Source organism: Haloarchaeobius sp. FL176 (assembly GCF_024609245.1).
GTDB lineage: Archaea > Halobacteriota > Halobacteria > Halobacteriales > Natrialbaceae > Haloarchaeobius.
Map to the genome: position 1 here is coordinate 38891 of NZ_JANJYH010000005.1, position 17928 is coordinate 56818.

A 17928-nucleotide genomic window follows, 5' to 3' on the forward strand; every position below is an offset into this window, starting at 1 on the left:
GTACCGACGCAAGCTGCCGGGGTGGTCGACGTGCCGATGACGGCAACTGCGGCGGTCGCAGTCGCGGTCGGTCTCGAACTCCTCGTCGGCGAACCGCCGAACCGGTTCCACCCGGTCGCGTGGTTCGGCCGGCTGGTCGCGCCCGTCGACCGCGTGTGGAACCATCCTCGGCTCGTCGGCGTCCTCGCGACGCTCTCGCTTCCGATGCTCGCCGCGGGGACCGTCGCGGGCGTCGTCTGGCTCTCGTCCCAGGTCGACCCCCGGGCAGGCGCGGTCGTCGCCGGGGTCGCACTGGCGGCCACGACGAGCCTCCGGATGCTCGTCGCCGAGTCGTTGCGTGTGGTTCGACTCTCGACCGAAGACGTCGCGGCAGCGCGGGAGTCGCTGTGCTCGCTCGCGGGACGGGACGCCGGTGACCTCTCCCCGGGGCTGCTCCGGAGCGCCGCGGTCGAGAGCGCCGCGGAGAACCTCGCCGATGGGTTCATCGCGCCGCTCGCAGCCTTCGCCGTCCTTGCACCGTTCTCGCTCACACTGGCGGCGGCGGGAGCGGCCTGGGTCAAGGCGGTGAACACGCTGGACTCGATGCTCGGCTATCGCTCGAAGCCGGTCGGCTGGGCGAGCGCGCGTCTCGACGACCTCGTGATGTGGCTCCCGGCACGGCTCACCGCACTGCTGCTCGCGCAGGTCGCCGGCCGGCCCCGGGCGCTGCTGCTTGCGCGACAGTGGCTCCGCGAGGTCCCGTCACCGAACTCGGGCTGGCCGATGGGCACCCTCGCGGCCGCACTGGCGGTCAGACTCGAGAAGCCGGGGGTGTACGTGCTCAACGCCGGCGCGTCGTACCCGTCACCACGGACGGCCCAGCGCGGTGTCTTACAGGTGGCCTCGTCGGGCGTCGTCGCGACGATCCTCGCGGGGGTGGTCGCGTGGCTCTGAGCGCGCTACGGGGCGCGGTCGGCTTCCTCACGCGGATTCCGGTCGGGCACGACGAGCGCGCGTGGACGGCGTTCAGCGCGTCGCCCGTCGCGGCCGTTCCCGTGGGCTATCTCGTGGGTGCGTGCCTCGCGCTGCCGTTCGTCGCCGGCGCGAGCGCGCCCGTCGCCGTGCCCGCAACCGTCGTCGCCTTCGCGTATCTGGTCGCGACCTACGGCCTCACCGGCATCACCCACCTCGACGGCGTCGCGGACTGCGGCGACGCGGTCGTCGTCCACGGCGACACCGAGCGTCGCCGCGAGGTGCTGAAGGACACGACGACGGGCGTCGGCGCGGTCGCGGCCGTCGCGCTCGTCGTCGTCGCGCTCGCGCTGGCTGCCGTCGCAGTAGCCGGGCTCGCCGTCGGGGAAGCGGTCGCCGTCGTGGTCGCCAGCGAGGTCGGCGCGAAGGCGGCGATGGCGACGCTCGCGGCGGTCGCGGACCCGCCCCACGACGGTCTCGGGAGCGCGCTGGCCGACGGCTCGGGCGTCGTCGGCGTCGTGTTCGCACTCGTCCTCGCACTGCCGGTCGTTGCCCTCGGCTGGTGGGCCAGGGGTGATGTCTCCGGACTCCTCGCTGCCGTTACCCCCGTCGTCACCGGAGTCCTCGTCGCCGCCGTCGCGGTGTCGTGGGCGCGGAGCCGGCTCGGCGGCGTCTCCGGCGACGTGTTCGGCGCGACGAACGAGCTCGCCCGGCTCGTCGGGCTCCACGTGGGGGTGATCGCGTGGACGCTCTCGTGATGTGCGGCGGCGAGGGCACGCGGTTCGGAGACGACGTGGAGAAGCCACTGTTCGAGGTCGGCGGCGTCCCGATGGTCGACCGCGTGTGCGACGCGCTCGCGGCGAGCCGGGTCGACGACGTGTACGCCGCCGTCTCGCCGAACGCGCCGCGTACCCGTGAGCACATCGCGGACCGAACCAGCCTGACGACTGTCGAGACGCCCGGCGAGGGCTACGTCGCGGACCTCGGCAGCGCCATCGAGGCGACCGGCGGCGAACCCGTGCTGACCGTCGCCGCAGACCTGCCGCTGCTCGCGGCGGGACCGGTGGACCGCACGCTCGACACGGCGGTGTCGGCCGACGAGACGGTCCGCAGCCTGAGCGTCGTCGTCCCCGTCGCGCTGAAGGAGCAACTCGGCGTCAGCGTCGACACCGAGATAGAGGGGGTCGCACCCACGGGACTCAACGTGGTCGGCCCCGAAACCGAGAGCGAGACACACGTGAGCTTCGACGCCAGACTCGCCGTGAACGCGAACAGGCCCGCCGACACAGCCGTCGCGGCGGCGCTCGTCGGGGAGGTGACAGCCGATGGACCGTGAGTCCGTCCGGGACGCCGGACGGGTGCCACACGGAGGCACGACCGACCGGGACGTGCTCGACTTGAGCGCGAACACGAACCCGCGGTCGCCACCCGGGACGACGGCCGCCTACGACGCCGCCCTCGCCGAGTCCCGACGCTACCCCGACGACGATTACGCCGAGTTCCGCGCGGCCGCCGCGGCGGTCGTCGACGCGGACCCGGCGCAGGTCGTGCCGACGCCCGGCGGGCTCGCGGCCATCCGGCTCGCGCTCGCGACCGCCGTCGATCCGGGCGACCGCGTCGCAGTGCCGGCCCCGAGCTTCGGCGAGTACGCCCGCGAGGTGCGTCTGCAAGGCGGCGAGCCAGCGTTCGTCCCGGTCGACGAGATACTGGATGTCGATCCAGCCGAGTTCGCCGTCGTCGTGGTCTGTACGCCGAACAACCCGACCGGCGCGCTCCCCGACCGCCCCGACCTCGTCGCGCTCGCGGACCGCTGTGCCGACACCGGCACGCGCCTGCTCGCCGACGAAGCGTTCCTGGGGTACACCGAGCAGGCGTCGCTCGCCGGTCACCGGGCCGTCGTCGTCGCGCGGTCGTTGACGAAACTGTACGGACTCCCCGGGCTCCGCGCGGGCTACGCCGTCGCGACCGGGGCGGCGCGGGACGACCTCGCGACGGCCCGCCGCGCGTGGAGCCTCGGTGCGCCCGCCGCCGCCGTCGGCGCGCACTGCCTGCGCCAGCAGGGCTTCGTCCGCGAGACCCGCGAGACGGTCCGTCGGGAGCGCCGCCGACTCTGCGAGGCTCTCGAATCCGCGTTCGAGGTTCACCCCTCCGCCGCACCGTTCCTCCTCCTCGACTGCGAGGACCGGGACGTGGACGCGTTGCTGACCGCGGCGAGCGAACGAGGTGTCGTCCTCCGCGACGCCCGGACGTTCCGGGGCCTCGACTCGCACGTCAGGGTCGCGGTGAAGGACCGGGCGGCGACCGACCGCACGCTGGAGGTGTTGGATGTTCGAGCCGACGACGCGTGACGGCGTGGTCCGTCTCGGCGCACCCGACACGGAGTGGCTCTCGACGGGCTGGCGGGGGGGCCGCCGGGTCGCCGACGCGGCGTACAGCGTCACCGTACCGGAGGACTGGCGCTGCGACGACGTGGGACGGTTCGTCGTCGAACGCCTCGGCTCCGCGGGCTTCGACGCGGCCGAGTTCCACGACGGCTCGCCCGTCCTCCTGACCGGGGTCGCTGCACGCCACGCTCGCGGTGCCTGCCTCGGCCCCGTTGTCGCCGTCGCCACGGCCGGCGTCTCGAACCCCGCCGAACTGCCGATGGACCCGCCCGGCGGCGAGCTGCCCGACGGTGAACTCGTGCCCGGCACGGTCAACGTCGTCGTCGGGACGACCCGCGCACTGGACGACGGCGCGCTCGCGAACCTCGTCGCGGTCGCCGCCGAGGCGAAGGCCGCGACGCTCCTCGACGCGGTCGGCGTCCCGGGCACGACGAGCGACGCGGTCGTCGTCGCCAGCGACCCCGACGGCGAGCCCGCGACGTTCTCCGGGAGCGCCACGCGCGTCGGCGCTGCCGCTCGAGCGTGCGTACGAGAGTCTGTATCGGCGGCGCTCGACGCGAGATACGGCGACGACGAACCGCCGACGGGCGTCGACGACGCGCGCTACGGCGTCAGGACCGACGCCCGCGCGGACATCTTCGAACTGTAGTCAGGCCTGCTCCGTCGCCGATTCGTCCTCGTCAGGCTCCTCGGCGACTGTCACGTCCATCGCGTCGGCGACGGCGGTCTCGGACAGCGCCTCGCTCCCGGTTCCGCCGGCAGCGTCGCGCTCCCGCGCGTCGGCGTCGTCGAGCAGCCTGTCGAGCCGCGAGGACATGCTCGACCGGTCCAGGGCTTCCTCCTCGCGGTGGAGCTGCTCGAGCTTGCGCTCGAACGTCGCGCCGGATATCTTCCCCTCGACGTAGTCCTCCTTGACCTGCGCCAGCTTCTCCTCGGCGGTCGGCTCCGGCGGCGCGAGCCAGTCCGACAGCTCCACCGCCCGCGCCGCCGGCACGTAGTGCTCGACGCCCGCGGCGAGCCGGGAGAGGCGCTCGCTCTCCAGCCGCGGCGACGGGAGGGAGAGGCGCTCGCTCTCCAGCCGCGGCGACGGGAGGGAGATGCGGCTCGCGAGCGTGATGACGAGCCAGAGGAGCAGTCCACCGGAGACGAAGACGAGGAGGACGGCAGCGAGCAGCCACGGTGCGACCGCACCGACGACCGCCGCCAGCAGCGGCTGGCCCCCAGGTGCGAGCAACGCCAGGAGCCCCTGGAGCAGCCCCCAGACCGTCGTCCCGACGAGGGCGAACAGACTCAGCACGAAGCCGACGGTGAGCGCCTTCAGTTTGGTGCCGCCGAACCGTCCCATTGGAGAGCCGTACGCCGTCGTGACACTTCAACGGGACGGTGACAGCGTGTCGGGGGCTCCGGTGCGGTCAGTCGCCGGACTCGTACTCCCGTTTCAGCTCGCGGAGGTCGGCCGCCAGCTGCTCTAGGACGTCCGCATCGGGGTCCAGCTCGTACTCGCTCAGCACGTCGTGGACGTCGATGGCTGCGCCGAGAGAGTCGAGTTCGCGAATCAGCTCATCGACCGCGGGGCTGTAGATGTCTCGCCCGTGGGTCACGATGTCGGTGTAGGGGCTGTCCCCCGGTTTGCCGTTCGGCATGGTGGTCGCTCCGACTCGCCCGGCGGGTAAAGCACTTACCGTTGGAAATCGGGTTTCCGATATGCGCCGCCGCGCCCTCCTCGCCTCGCTGGCCGTTGGTCTCGCCGGCTGTTCCGGGCGGAACGAACCCACCGGGTCGACGACGAACCCATCGCCGACCACCCGGCAAACGACAGCGCGAGACATCCGGACGACCACGGAGCGGACCGAACAGACCGAACCGCCGACGGAGACGACCGACGGGCCGACCGAGACCGTCGTCGTCGGCCCCGGCGACGACGTGGAACTGTATCCGGGAACCATCACGCTCGGTCAGTTTGTCGAAACCCGGGCGAACTTTTTCGCGTCAGGGAGCGTCAGTGGGTACATTCGCGGCGGTGAGGACCGCATCTACGCCGTCCTCGAAGCGGACCTCTCCGCATACGACAGCGAGGACATCATCGCCGGCAGCCAGTGCGAGGTGACCGTGACCGGCGACCCGATACCACTCGAGAATCCCGAACTCCCGGTGAATTCCCGCTATGGTGTCGACGAAGACACGGCCCAAATCGCAGTTCCACTGCCGGCGCTCGACCACGCCCCATCGGCCGCAACCCTGTGGTTCTACGGACCGGACCGACGATACCGGTTCCCGATACCAGACCACATCCTGACCGCGATGGGAAACCAGCCAGCCCTCTCGGTGGCTACGTCGTTCCCCGAGGTCATCGCAACCACGGACGACTCTGCGGAGGTAGCGGTCGAGTTCCTCGTGGCGAACGACGGCGACCGGTCGTGGACGCTCACCTGTGTCGTCGACCACGACCGAATCCACGACGGTGGGTGGCCCGTCCAGCTGACGGTACCACCGGGTGAGCAGCGAAGAGCCTCACAGAGCGTGTGGGTCTCGCTCAGGGACGCCCAGGAAGTGACGTTCGAGGCTTCGTGGGGCTTCGGCGGGACGGAGAAGACGGTTCCCGTCGAACGGGAGAACTAAGCCAGCGGTCAGTCGCTCAGTCATGCCGGAAATCGTGCGAGACGGTCGACCTCACTCCCTCCGGTCGTTCGGTCGCTGCGACTCGCTGACTTTAGACACTCACTCGCTGGCGCTCAATCGTGTCTAAAGCACCGCTGGCCGGTCATGACCATCGTCATCCCGAGCTCGTCGGCGGCCTCGATGACCTTGTCGTCGTTCTTCGAGCCGCCGGGCTGGATGACGGCCTCGATGCCGGCCTCGGCGGCCTTCTCGACGGCGTCCGGGAACGGGAAGAACGCGTCCGACCCCATCACGGCGCCCTCGACGGACTTGCCCTCCGCGTCGCGGTCCGCCTTCATCGCGGCAATCTCGACCGCGTCCACGCGGGAGACCTGTCCGACGCCGAGGCCCACCGTCTCGGTGTCCGTCGCGAACACGATGCCGTTGGACTTCACGTGCTTCTGGACCTTCCACGCGAACAGCATCGTCTCGATCTCCTCGTCGGTGGGCTCGCGCTCGGTGACGACTTCGAGATCGCTGCGGGTGACCGCCGCGAGGTCACGCTCCTGGACGAGCCTGCCGCCGACGAGCTCCTTGCTGGTCATCGGCTCGGACGTCTCGCGCAGGGCAGCGGGCTCGCAGGCGAGGTCGAGCACGCGCAGGTTCTTCTTCTCGCACAGGGTGTCGAGCGCCTCGTCGGTGTAGCCGGGGGCGACGACGACCTCCTTGAACGAGTCGGTGACGAGCTCGGCCGTTTCGGCGTCGCACTCGCGGTTGAGGGCGACGATGCCGCCGAAGGCGGACTTCGCGTCGGTCGCGAGCGCGTCGGCGTAGGCGTCGGCGAGCGTGTCGGCGGTGGCGCAGCCGGCGGGGTTGGTGTGCTTGATGACGGCGGCGGCGGGTTCGTCGAACTCCTTGACGAGGTTCAGCGCGCCGTCGGCGTCGTTGTAGTTGTTGTACGACAGGGCCTTCGCGCCCTCGTTCAGCTGGTCGGCGTGGACGACACTGGGCTCCTCGCAGGTGTAGTCTGCGTAGAGCGCGGCGTCCTGATGGGGGTTCTCGCCGTAGCGGAGGTCGGCGTGGCGGTCCTCGCTCACGACCCGGCGGGCCGGGAGCGGGCCACCCTCGTCGCCCGCGACGGCGACCGTGTTCGACTCGGCGTCGACCGTGGCGCGGTCCTCGGCGAACCACTTCACTGCGCGGGGGTAGGCCCTGAACTCGCCCTCGTGGAGCACGCGCTCCTTCAGCGAGTCGCGGACGTCGCCCTCGTACACCGGGACCGGCTCCTGCGTGACGATGGGGCCGGCGTCGACCTCACTCTCGACGACCTCCCCGTCGGCGTCGGTCGCGTCGGTGACGACGTGGACCGTACAGCCGACGGTCTTGACGCCGGCGTCGAGCGCGTCTCCCCAGGCGTCCATGCCGGGGAACGAGGGCAGGAGGCTCGGGTGGACGTTCAGCGTCGTCGGCACCTCGTCGAGGAACGTGTCGGAGAGGATGCGCATGTAGCCGTCGAGGCAGACGAGGTCGAACCCGTGGCCGTCGAGCGCGTCGAGCACCCGTCGTTCGTGCTCCCGGCGGGAGTCGCCGTCGAGGGGGACGACTTCCGTGGGGATGTCGCGCTCCGCTGCGGCGTCGAGCACCGGCGCGTCCGCATCGGTCGCGAGCACGACGGCGAGGTCGGCGCCGCCCGGTTCGAGGTCGTCGATGTGCAGGAGGTTCCGGCCGCGGTTACCGGCGAGGCCAGCGATCCGTGTCATACTCGAAGTGGGTCCGCCCCGGGCAAAAGGAGTTGCGGTCCACGACGAGATTCTATGCACCCACCGACCAGTCTCGGTGCCCTCAACCGCCTTGAATAACCATGAACGTGCATAGAAACATGGCTCGCGGCAGGGTACATCCGACACGCTTTTTCGGGGTCGGCGAGCAGTGACGCGTATGCCCGACCCTCTCGACGCCGTCTCGCCGCTGGACGGCCGCTACGCCGGTCGCACACGTCCGCTTGCGCCGTACGCCAGCGAGTCCGCGCTCCTGCGTGCCCGCGTGCACGTGGAAGTCGAGTACCTGCTCGCGCTCGCCGACCTCGGCGCCACGCCGCTGTCCATCGACGACGACCAGCGCGCCGCGCTCCGCTCGCTCTACGAGGACTGGGACGGCGAGGACGCCCAGCTCGTCAAGGCCATCGAGACGGAGGGGTACGAGGACCTCTCCGCGACGAACCACGACGTGAAGGCCGTCGAGTACTTCGTCCGCCTGAACCTCCCCGACGACCTCGATGCCGCGCAGTGGATCCACTTCGGGCTGACCAGCGAGGACGTGAACAACCTCGCCCACCGGCTGCTCGTCCGCGGTGCCGTCGAAGACGTGCTCCTGCCCGAACTCGAGTCCATCCGCGGGACGCTGACGGAGATGGCTCGCGAGCACCGCGACGTGCCGATGCTCGCACACACTCACGGCCAGCCCGCGACGCCCACCACCTTCGGGAAGGAGTTCGCCGTCTACGCCGCCCGGCTCGGTCGCGCCGAGGCCCGCATCCGCGCCGCAAGCGAGGAGATCACCGGCAAGCTCGGGGGGGCCTCCGGCACGCTGGCCGCGCACGTCGCCGCCTACCCCGACGTGGACTGGCGTGCGTTCAGCCGCGAGTTCGTCACCGGCCTCGGCTTCGAGCACGAACCCCTGACGACGCAGGTCAACCCCTGCGACGACCTCGCCGCGGTGTTCGACGCGGTGCGGGGCGCGAACAACGTCCTGCTCGACCTCGACCGCGACGCCTGGTTCTACGTCTCGAAGCGCTACCTCGGCCAGGAGGCCACCGCGGGCGAGACGGGGTCGTCGACGATGCCGCACAAGGTCAACCCCATCGACTTCGAGAACAGCGAGGGCAACCTCTCGAAGGCCAACTCCGACCTGACGTTCCTCGCCGACTACGTCACCACCTCCCGCCTCCAGCGCGACCTCTCGGACTCGACGGTCAAGCGCAACATCGGCGCGGCGTTCGCGCACTGCCTCGTCGCCTACGACAAGACCCAGAGCGGGCTCGCGAAGGTCGTCCCCAACGCACAGGTCGCCCGCGAGGACCTCGAATCGACGCCGGAGATCATCGGCGAGGCCGTCCAGACCATCCTGCGGCGCGAGGGCGACACCGCCGCCTACGAGCGCGTCAAGGAACTCACGCGGGGCAAGCGCGTCACCATCGAGGACTTCCACGACCTGTTCGACGACCTCGACGTGGACGAGGACGTCCGCGCGGAGCTGCACGCGCTCACGCCCGCCGGCTACGTCGGCGTCGGCAGCGAGCTGGTCGACGAGCTGGAGTAGTCCCTACGCCGTCAGCCCCTTCGCGACCGCACGGATGACCAGAGCCCGGGTCTCCGGGTACCGGTCCTGCCCGATGTCGTCCTGATGTAGCGTCAGGAACGACACCGACCGGATGGCGTTGGCGACGACCTCCGGGCTCGGCCCCTCGACTTTCCCCGCCTCGTACCACGCCTCGACGTACGGCAGGAAGTACGCGAGCGACTGCTCGCGCTCCTCGCGCAGTTCCGCCTCGGTGTGATGTCCGCGGACCCGGTCGAACTCGTCGGTGTCGATGACCAGCTGGCGGACCAGCGGGTTCGTCTCTATCTCGTCCATCAGTGCGGTGAGGAAGCCGACGATGGCCGCCTCTGGGTCGTCGTGCTCCTCGAACGGTCCGAGCAGTTCCGGTAGCAGTCGCTCGCCCTCGCGGTCCAGAATCTCCAGGTAGAGCGCCTCCTTGGAGTCGAAGAACTGGTAGAACGTGCTCGTGGCGATGCCGACCGGCTCGGTGAGGTCGGCGAGGGTCGTCTTCGAGAGGCCGTAGCGGCTGAACAGCTCGCGGCCCTCGTCGACGAGTTGCTCGCGGATGCGCTCGCGTTCGGTGTCGCTGAACCCGCTGCTCATGCGATGTCCTTCCGCCGGAACAGTTCACGGCTGACGAGCACGAGCACCGCGGTCACACCGAGCAGGAGCGCCGCCCCCTGGAGGTCCCACGTGCTGCGGACCAGAATCTCGGCGGGGTCGTAGTAACGCGTCGGCGAGAGCGCCCCGAGCCACGAGAAGTCGGTCCCGGAGGTGACCGAGTCGACGAGGAACAGTCCGAAGACGACGCCCATCGCGGCACGCTGGGCGATATCGGCCCGGTCGAACGTGACCGACGCCACGAGCCCGACCGCCGCCGCCGCGAGCAGGTACGGGATGGACAGCGCGTGGACCATCACGAGGTCAGCGACGGGGATCGACTCGTCGATGGCGGCCACGCCGACGTAGACGATGACGGGCATCGCCAGGTTCACCAGGAACACCGGCACGAGCATCGACGCGAACGTCTCCAGCAGCACGCGCGAGCGGGTCACCGGCAGTGATAGCGTCATGTCCATCCGGCCGTGCTCGACGTCGTCGGCCACCAGCGATGCCGCGCTGTAGGCGACGTACAGCCCGAGCAGGATAACCCAGCCGAACGCGTACAGCTCCGTCGCGAGGAACCCCTCGATGGTGCTCAGCGACTCCACGCCGAACGCCTCCCGGAGCGCGGGCGGCCACGATTCGGCGTACTCGTCGAGGTTCACCTCGCTGGTGATGGTCGGGAACATGTAGACGTACAACGCGGTCAGCAGCCCGAGGCCGACGGTGAGCGCCCCCGCCCCCTTGATCCGGCGGCGGCCGTTGTACCACGCGAACTCGAACATCAGGCGCTCACCTGTTCGTCGTCGTAGAACCGTATGAAGATCTCCTCCAGCGGGGCCTCCTCGATGTCGAGTTCGAGCACGTCTAACTCCGCGACGAAGTCGGCCAGCGCGTTGAGGTCACCGGTGAACGTGAACGTGAGCTCCGTCGCCGTCCCGGCGACGGTGCTCCCGCCGCCGGCCGGCGCACCCGCGGCAACGCCCTCGACGGGCCGGGCGGAGAGGTCGTGGACGCCGTCGAGTGTGACGTCGTCCATCGCCACCTCGCCCGCGACGCCGAGCCGAACGAACTTGCCGCTGCGGTCGAGGAGGTCGCCGACGCGCTCGACGGTCACGATGCGACCGTCGCGGATGATGCCCACCCGGTCACAGACCCGTCGCACCTCGCTCAGGACGTGCGAGGAGAGGAAGACGGTCGTCCCGCTGGCCGTCTCGTCGCGGACGAACTCGTTGAATCGCTGCTGGACGAGCGGGTCCAGCCCCGCGGTCGGTTCGTCCATGACCACCAGGTCCGGGTCGTGCATGAACGCCTGCACGAGCCCGAGCTTCTGCGTCTGGCCGGTCGAGTAGCCCCGGATCTTGCGGTCGACGGGCACCTCGAACAGCTCGAGCAGCTCCTCGCGCCGCGCGTCACCCTTGACCGACGCGTGCAGGTCGAGTATCTCCATCCCGGTCGCCGTCTCGTCGAACCCGGGATTCGACGGCAGGTAGCCGACGTTCTCCCTGGCCTCGACGAGCGCGGCCTCGTCGCGCACGTCCGCGCCGAGCACCGTCGCCGTCCCCGTAGTCGGGGACTGGAATCCCATGATGGTCCGGATGGTCGTCGTCTTGCCGGCTCCGTTGGGCCCCAGGTAGCCGAACGTCTCGCCCGCCTCGACGTCGAACGACACCGCGTCGTTGGCGAGCACGTCGCCATACTCCTTCGTCAGCCCGTTCACCGATATCGCGCTCATTACTCGACAGTTCGACACGTGAACTCATAAAGACTCTGTTCGGTTATTTTTGGCACTTCAGACGGCTTCTCAGTTCGAATATCGGCACTCACCTTCGCCAAAAGAAACAACAGAATACACGAAAGTTCTCGTTCGTCCAGCGCCCTGCTGGACGAGGGTTCAAACCCCAGCACGCCACCAGACGGGGCGTGGTCTGAACACCGCCGTTCCGTGGCCTGGGCGGGAGCGTGGCACACCCGGAACGGAGAAGCTCGTGCCGCCTGTTCGCAACCCGCAACCGCGAGCAACAGCGCCGCCGCTCAACCGACGAGGGCGTCGACCGCCGCCGTCACCACCGCCGCCGCTTGCTCCACGGCATCGACGGTGACGTACTCCCGCGGCGCGTGGGCGACCGCGCCCTCGTCGTCGGCCAGCACCCCCGGGCCGAAGACGACGGTTGGCGCGTGCTCTGCGAAGTACGACGCCTCCGTCGCCGCAGCGAACGGCCGGACCTCGGCAGCACCGGCCTCGCGCATCGCTCGCACGATGGCGGCCTCCTCGTCTGTTGCCCACGGTCCGAGGAACGGCGTCTCCCGGTCGGTGAAGGCAAAGTCGACCCCAACAGCGGCGGGCACTGCTGCACGGAGATGCGACAGTAGCGCCGCCCCGAAGCCATCGGCGGTCTCGGGGGGGACCGACCGGCGGTCCAGCACCAGCTGTGCCGCGGCTGGTACCTGATTCGTCGCCGTTCCGCCCTCGACGGTCGTCGGGGTAAGCGTCGCCCCGCCGAGCTGTGGGTGCCGGCCAGGCGCGTCTTCACGCTCGTCGAACGTCCCCAGCGCGTCGAGCACGGGCGCGAGTGCGCCCACGGCGTTCACGCCGGAGTCGGGTTCCGCGGCGTGGGCGTTCTCGCCCGAGAGCGTCACGGTGCCCTGAAACCGCCCCTTCGCCGCGGTGCAGACGTCGAGGTCGGTCGGCTCGCCGACGACGACGGCGTCCGCGTCGGCGATTGCTGGGACTGGCCCACCGTCCTTTCCCGTGACGAGGTGGTGTGCGCCGGTCGACAGCACCTCCTCGTCGGGTGTCACCGCGAGCGTCACCCGGCCGTCGCCGGGGTCCGTCCTCAAAAAGGCCGCGAGCAGCGCCGCCAGTGGTCCCTTCGCGTCGCAGGAGCCGCGCCCCCGAATCACGCTGGCCTCGGCGTCGTACTCGTAGGGGACGTGCGGCTGGACGGTGTCGATGTGGGTGTTCAGGACGACGTGCGGCTGCCCCGAGCCGCGTGTCGCAAGCACGTTGCCCGCGTCGTCGACACGTGCGTCGACACCGTACTTCGCTATCTCGTCCACGAGGAGCGTCCGCATCTCGGAGACGTCCTCGTGGGATGCGACCGGTACCGCCCGGTGCAGGAACTCGACGGGATCGAACGCCCCGCCCATCAGTCGGCCGCCGGCGGCGTCACCGGTACCTCGCCGTCGAACTCGTGGGCGACGGGGCCGTAGAGGACGGCTGGTCCGTCGTTCGGCACCTCGACGCTGAGCTCCCCGCCCGGGGGCGAGACGGTGACGATGTCGTCCTCGCAACGCCCAAGGTGGTCGGCGACGGCGGCGATAGCCACCGCGCCGGTGCCACACGAGCGCGTCTCGCCCTCGACCCCGCGCTCGAAGGTGCGCTGGACGTAGCCGCCGTCGTTCCCTGGCGCGGCAAAGGTGACGTTCGCGCCCTCGGGAAAGACGTCGTGGTGGCGGATCGGGGGCGCGTCGGACTCGAGGTCCACCGCGTCCACGTCGTCGACGAAGACGACCGCGTGCGGCACGCCGGTGTTGATGCCGGTGACTGCGTAGCCCTCGAGCTGACCCTCGACGAGCGGCTCGTCGCGGTCCAGCGGGACGACCTCCGGTGCGAAGGAGGGCTCGCCCATCTCGATGGCGACGAGGTCGTCACCGTCGCCGACGGGAACCCGTCGCGCGTGGCGCGTGCCCGCCTGGGTGTCGATCATGACCTCGGTCGCGCCGGTGCGAGCCATCGCCCACTCGGCGGCGACGCGCGCGCCGTTGCCGCACATCTCGGCGGTCGAGCCGTCGGGCTGGACGAGCGTCATGACGACGCGGGGCGGGCTGTACTTCTCCTCGAGCGCGAGGAAGAGCACGCCGTCCGCGCCGCGTCGTTCGTCGCCGTCGATACCGTCGGTGCGATCGCAGTGGTGTGCCGCGAACGCGCCCCGGTCCGGGACGTACTCGTCCGCGTCGACGACGATGAAGTCGTTACCGGTGCCGTGGTACTTGCCGTATCGTACGTGTCGTTGTGAGATGCTCATTCTGGTACCTCCGGTCTCGTGACGTCGGCGAGCGTCTCGCGCCGTCGCGCGAGCGTCGCCGTCCCCGCCGCGACTGAGACCGTGGCTGGTCGCGGGCGGGAGTTGTAGTGACTCGCCATCTCGTAGCCGTACGCGCCGGCGTTGCCGACGGCGAGTACGTCGCCGCGCTCCGGGGCAGGGAGCGGGCGGTCCGTACAGAACGTGTCCGAACTCTCGCAGATGGGGCCGGCAACGGTCTGGGCGAGTGTCTCGCGGCCGTCCGCGGAGAGATTCCGAATCGCGTGGGACGCGCCGTACATCGCGGGGCGCGCGAGCGTCGTCATGCCGGCGTCGACGCCGGTGACGACGGTGTCCGGCGTCTCCTTGACCGTGTTCACCGTGGTCAGCAGGACGCCCGCGTCGGCCACCATGTAGCGGCCGGGCTCGACCCGAAGCGTCGCGTCCACGTCGCCGAGGGCGTCGCGGGTGGCTTCGGCGACGGCGTCGAGGTCGAGCGGGTCGTCATCCACGTGGTAGGGGACGCCGAAGCCGCCGCCCACGTCGACGAACTCCAGGTCGAACGGGGCCTCGCGGGCGAGGTCGCCCATCCGACCCACGAGCTCGCGGTGGGCCGCGAGGTCCTCGGCGTCGGTGATGCCCGATCCGGCGTGAGCGTGGACCCCGACCACGTCGAAGCCGTACTGGTCGGCGGTGTCGAGTGCGTCGAGTGCCCGGTCGTAGGGCACGCCGAAGGTGGCGTCGCCGCCGGTGCGGACCTTCTCGTGGTGGCCCGCCCCGACGCCGGGCGTGACCCGCAGACAGCACCGGCCGTCGTAGCCGCGTTCGGCGAGCCGGTCGAGCGTGTCGAGCGCCCCCACCGTGACGGTCAGTTCGGGGTGCTCGCGCCAGCGGTCGACGACGAGATCGAGGTCGCGCGCCGGCGGGTTGACTGCCGTGTACTGCACGCGTTCGGCGGGGACGCCGGCGTCGAGCGCCCGGAGCACCTCGCCGGCGCTCGCACACTCGACGCCCGCGCCCTCGTCGGCGAGCGCGGAGAGCGCCCGACCGAGCGCGTTGGCCTTCGCGGCGTAGTACACGTCCGCGCCGGGGAACGCCGCCGCGAGCCGGCGGTAGTTCTCCCTGACGCGGTCGATGTCGAGGACGTACAGCGGGCCGCCGAAGTCGGTGACGAGGTCACGCAGGACGTCCGCGTCCCAGTCGTCGAGGCGACGGATGTCCGGGCCGCCGTCGGCCGCGGGCCCGTCGTCGAACGGCGCGCCGGCGGCGGCGCTGCCGTCAGCGTCCCCCCCGGCTTCGTCGCGGTCGTCCCGCGCGACCTCGCCGTTCATTCGCGCAGCACCTCCTCGCGCTGGGTGGCTTCGAGCGTCTCGGCCTCCAGTCCGGTCGCGACGACGGCCGGCTTGTACGCGCCGCCGTCGATGAGGTCGTGCTCGCCGAGCGAGGACTCGACGAACCGCTGGAACGCCCGGCGCTCGGGCGGTAGCTCGCCGTACAGCACCTGGTCTTCGACGAGGTCGTAGACCGGGATTCTGGGCGTGAGCAGCGTGTTCTCGCCGACGACGGAGTTCTCGCCGACGACGAAGCCCGAGGTGACTCGGCAGCCCGCGCCCAGCGAGACGCCGTCCTCGACGACGACCGGCGCACCCTCGACGGGTTCGAGCACGCCGCCGACGAGCGTGTTCGCGCCGAGCTTGACGTCCGCGCCGATCTGGGCGCAGGAGCCGACGGTGTCACAGGAGTCGACGAGCGTGCCGTCGCCGACGTGTGCGCCGATGTTGACGAAGCTCGGACTCATCAGGATGCAGTCCGCGCCGATGTGTGCGCCCGCCCGGACGACGGTGCCGTCGGGCGTGTTCCGGCTGCCGCGCGCGCCGAGATCGCTCGTGTCGTGCAGCGGGAGTACGTCGTTGTAGGTGACGCCGCCGTAGTCGTACGCGGCGATGTCGTGGCAGACGAAGTTCAGGAGGACACCCTGCTTCACCCACTCGTTCGCCACCCACTCGCCGTCGACCTTCTCGGCGGCCCGGGCTTCGCCATCCTCGAGCGCGTCCAGCAGCGCGTGGAGCACGTCGTGGGTCTCCGGGGCGTCGGTGTCGAGCTCGCCGGCCTCGTGCGCTGCCCAGAGGTTCCGGATATCGGCTTCGAGACTCATGCGTCCACCTCCAGAACCGCTTCGAACTCGTACTGGCCGGCGTCGCGACCGGCCAGCCACGCGGCGGCGTCGAGCGCGCCCTCCGCGAACACGCGGCGCGACTCGGCGCGGTGGGTGAGCCGGAGCTCCTCGCGGCCGCCGGCGAGCCAGACCTCGTGCATCCCGGTCACGTCGCCCGCGCGGACGGCGTGGACGCCGACTTCCTCCTCGGAGCGCGGTGCCTCGCCCTCGCGACCGTGGACGCGCGGCGACTCGCCGCGAGCCTCGTCGACCGCGTCGAGCAGCGACAGTGCGGTGCCGGAGGGAGCGTCGGTCTTGCCGTCGTGGTGCGCCTCGACGAGCTCCACGTCGTAGTCCGCGAGCGCGGCGGCGGCGTCCCCGACCAGCTGCGTGAGGACGGCGACGCCCTTCGAGAAGTTCGGCGCGTGCAGGACCGGGACGGAGTCGGCCGCGTCGGCCAGTGCGGCCCGGCCGTCGTCGGTCAGTCCGGTGGTGCCCGTCACGAGCGCGACGCCGGCGTCCACGCAGGCAGCCGCGTAGTCGGCGAGGGCGGCCGGCGCGGTGAAGTCGACGAGGACGTCGACCTCGTGTGCCGCGAGCGCGTCGGCGAGGTCGGCGTCGTGGACGACCGCGGTGTCCACGTCGACGGTGACCGGGTCGACTGCCTCGGGGTCTGACGAGACGGCCAGCACCACGCTCTCCGCGCGGTCGGCCGCGGCGGCGAGCACCTCGCCGCCCATCCGTCCGGACGCGCCCGTGACGGCCAGTCGCATCAGTTGCCCACCTCCGCGAGGTGGTCGTCCCCGTCGTCGGCCCCGTCGTCTTCGAGGTCCGCCAGCAGGTCGGCCAGCGGCTCGACGTGCTCCTCGGAGAGCCGCGTGAGGGGCAGCCGGAGGTGCGGCGGGGCGTGGCCCCGGATGTGGAGCGCTTCCTTCACCGGGATTGGGTTGGTCTCGACGAACAGTTCGCGGGTGAGCGGGGCGAGCTCGTGGTGGATGGCACGGGCACGCTCGTAGTCGCCGGCCAGCGCCGCACCGACCATGGCGCAGGTCCGCTCGGGTTCGACGTTCGCGACCACCGAGATGGTGCCGACGCCGCCGACCGAGCAGATGGGCAGCGTCAGGCCGTCGTCGCCGGAGAGCACCGCGAACGCCTCGTCACGGGTGCGCTCGCAGACCTCGCTGATGGCCCCGAGGTCGCCGTTTGCGGCCTTGAAGCCCGCGACGTTCTCGTGGCTCGCGAGCTCGACGACGGTGTCGGGCGAGAGCCCCTGTCCCGTGCGCGAGGGAACGTCGTAGACGATCTGGGGGACGTCCACCTCGTCGGCGATGGTGCGGTAGTGCTCGACCAGGCCGCGCTGCTCGGGCTTGTTGTAGTACGGCGAGATGAGCAAGAGTGCGTCGGCACCGGCCTCGACGGAGCGGCGCGAGAGCGACAGCGCTTCGGCGGTGTTGTTGCTGCCGGAGCCGGCGATGACTGGCACGTCGTCGACAGCGTCGGCGACGGCCGCGACCACGTCGACGTGTTCGTCGTGGCTGAGGGTCGCGGACTCACCGGTCGAGCCGACGGGCACGATGCCGTCGACGCCTGCGGTCTCCAGGCGCTCGACGTTCGCGCAGAGTGTGTCGTAGTCGATGCTGCCGTCGTCGTGGAACGGAGTCGTGATGGCGGGGTAGACGCCACTGAGTTCGATTGTCGTCATTTCGTTCGGGTTTCGTCGGGAGTCGTCGGTCGTCACACGGTTCAGAAGTCGAGTGCACCCGGAACGGGGTCGCCACGCCCGCACCGAGCACTTACCGTGTGTAGAATTTCCCTGTAAAGCCGAAACCGAACGCGCCGCTCTGCTCGGGTCGAGCCCGGCCGGGAGCGGCGTCTATCATCACATGGTTCACGG

General features: G+C 70.7%; 19 protein-coding genes. 7 read left to right on the top strand and 12 right to left on the bottom strand.

Annotated features, from left to right (window positions below; translation table 11 throughout):
• Positions 1-36 precede the first annotated feature (36 nt).
• The 5 genes from cbiB to NO978_RS10805 are packed head-to-tail and all read left to right on the top strand — an operon-like array spanning position 37 to position 3984.
• Positions 37-933, top strand: coding sequence for an adenosylcobinamide-phosphate synthase CbiB (gene cbiB, locus NO978_RS10785; protein WP_257299600.1), 897 nt, complete (start codon positions 37-39; stop codon positions 931-933).
• Complete coding sequence (gene cobS, locus NO978_RS10790) at positions 924-1709, top strand: adenosylcobinamide-GDP ribazoletransferase (protein ID WP_257299601.1); 786 nt, start codon at positions 924-926, stop codon at positions 1707-1709. Before cbiB ends, cobS begins: the two co-directional genes overlap by 10 nt.
• The gene (locus NO978_RS10795; protein WP_369684137.1) at positions 1694-2287 is read left to right on the top strand and encodes an NTP transferase domain-containing protein; all 594 of its coding nucleotides are present in this window, start codon (positions 1694-1696) and stop codon (positions 2285-2287) included. Before cobS ends, NO978_RS10795 begins: the two co-directional genes overlap by 16 nt.
• Positions 2277-3299: an aminotransferase class I/II-fold pyridoxal phosphate-dependent enzyme gene (locus tag NO978_RS10800; RefSeq protein WP_257299602.1), complete on the top strand. Its 1023-nt coding sequence runs from the start codon at positions 2277-2279 to the stop codon at positions 3297-3299. The genes NO978_RS10795 and NO978_RS10800 overlap by 11 nt, the downstream gene beginning before the upstream one ends.
• The gene (locus NO978_RS10805) at positions 3277-3984 is read left to right on the top strand and encodes an adenosylcobinamide amidohydrolase (protein WP_257299603.1); all 708 of its coding nucleotides are present in this window, start codon (positions 3277-3279) and stop codon (positions 3982-3984) included. The genes NO978_RS10800 and NO978_RS10805 overlap by 23 nt, the downstream gene beginning before the upstream one ends.
• On the opposite strand, the gene NO978_RS10810 is transcribed toward NO978_RS10805, so the two are convergent.
• Positions 3985-4680, bottom strand: coding sequence for a hypothetical protein (locus tag NO978_RS10810; protein WP_257299604.1), 696 nt, complete (start codon positions 4678-4680; stop codon positions 3985-3987).
• A 67-nt stretch (positions 4681-4747) separates the two neighbouring features.
• Positions 4748-4978, bottom strand: coding sequence for a hypothetical protein (locus NO978_RS10815; protein WP_257299605.1), 231 nt, complete (start codon positions 4976-4978; stop codon positions 4748-4750).
• A gap of 61 nt (positions 4979-5039) precedes the next feature.
• Here NO978_RS10815 and NO978_RS10820 point away from each other — a divergent pair, with 61 nt between their 5' ends.
• Positions 5040-5954 carry a hypothetical protein gene (locus NO978_RS10820; protein ID WP_257299606.1) on the top strand — a complete coding sequence of 305 codons (915 nt, stop codon included), beginning with the start codon at positions 5040-5042 and terminating at the stop codon, positions 5952-5954.
• Between the two features lie 113 nt (positions 5955-6067).
• Here the strand turns inward: NO978_RS10820 and purH are convergent, their stop codons facing one another.
• Positions 6068-7693: a bifunctional phosphoribosylaminoimidazolecarboxamide formyltransferase/IMP cyclohydrolase gene (gene purH, locus NO978_RS10825; RefSeq protein ID WP_257299607.1), complete on the bottom strand. Its 1626-nt coding sequence runs from the start codon at positions 7691-7693 to the stop codon at positions 6068-6070.
• 178 nt (positions 7694-7871) lie between these two features.
• Here purH and purB point away from each other — a divergent pair, with 178 nt between their 5' ends.
• Entirely contained in the window at positions 7872-9251 is a 1380-nt protein-coding gene (gene purB / locus NO978_RS10830) for an adenylosuccinate lyase (protein ID WP_257299608.1), read from the top strand.
• Between the two features lie 3 nt (positions 9252-9254).
• Here purB and NO978_RS10835 read toward each other — a convergent pair whose 3' ends face one another.
• From NO978_RS10835 to dapA, 9 genes are all read right to left on the bottom strand, one after another.
• The gene (locus tag NO978_RS10835) at positions 9255-9854 is read right to left on the bottom strand and encodes a TetR/AcrR family transcriptional regulator (RefSeq protein ID WP_257299609.1); all 600 of its coding nucleotides are present in this window, start codon (positions 9852-9854) and stop codon (positions 9255-9257) included.
• Positions 9851-10639: an ABC transporter permease subunit gene (locus NO978_RS10840; RefSeq protein ID WP_257299610.1), complete on the bottom strand. Its 789-nt coding sequence runs from the start codon at positions 10637-10639 to the stop codon at positions 9851-9853. The genes NO978_RS10835 and NO978_RS10840 overlap by 4 nt, the downstream gene beginning before the upstream one ends.
• The gene (locus NO978_RS10845) at positions 10639-11589 is read right to left on the bottom strand and encodes an ABC transporter ATP-binding protein (RefSeq protein ID WP_257299611.1); all 951 of its coding nucleotides are present in this window, start codon (positions 11587-11589) and stop codon (positions 10639-10641) included. Before NO978_RS10845 ends, NO978_RS10840 begins: the two co-directional genes overlap by 1 nt.
• 299 nt (positions 11590-11888) lie before the next feature.
• A complete protein-coding gene (locus tag NO978_RS10850; RefSeq protein ID WP_257299612.1) occupies positions 11889-13004 on the bottom strand; it encodes a M20/M25/M40 family metallo-hydrolase in 1116 nt (371 codons plus the stop codon).
• On the bottom strand, positions 13004-13882 hold the full coding sequence (dapF, locus tag NO978_RS10855; protein WP_257299613.1) for a diaminopimelate epimerase: 879 nt from the start codon (positions 13880-13882) through the stop codon (positions 13004-13006). The genes NO978_RS10850 and dapF overlap by 1 nt, the downstream gene beginning before the upstream one ends.
• The gene (lysA, locus tag NO978_RS10860) at positions 13879-15210 is read right to left on the bottom strand and encodes a diaminopimelate decarboxylase (protein ID WP_257299614.1); all 1332 of its coding nucleotides are present in this window, start codon (positions 15208-15210) and stop codon (positions 13879-13881) included. The genes dapF and lysA overlap by 4 nt, the downstream gene beginning before the upstream one ends.
• Complete coding sequence (locus NO978_RS10865) at positions 15207-16034, bottom strand: 2,3,4,5-tetrahydropyridine-2,6-dicarboxylate N-succinyltransferase (RefSeq protein ID WP_257299615.1); 828 nt, start codon at positions 16032-16034, stop codon at positions 15207-15209. The genes lysA and NO978_RS10865 overlap by 4 nt, the downstream gene beginning before the upstream one ends.
• Positions 16031-16807, bottom strand: a complete 777-nt coding sequence (gene dapB / locus NO978_RS10870; protein ID WP_369684138.1) for a 4-hydroxy-tetrahydrodipicolinate reductase — start codon at positions 16805-16807, stop codon at positions 16031-16033. The genes NO978_RS10865 and dapB overlap by 4 nt, the downstream gene beginning before the upstream one ends.
• Positions 16807-17736 carry a 4-hydroxy-tetrahydrodipicolinate synthase gene (dapA, locus tag NO978_RS10875; protein WP_257299616.1) on the bottom strand — a complete coding sequence of 310 codons (930 nt, stop codon included), beginning with the start codon at positions 17734-17736 and terminating at the stop codon, positions 16807-16809. Before dapA ends, dapB begins: the two co-directional genes overlap by 1 nt.
• Between the last annotated feature and the right edge of the window lie 192 nt (positions 17737-17928).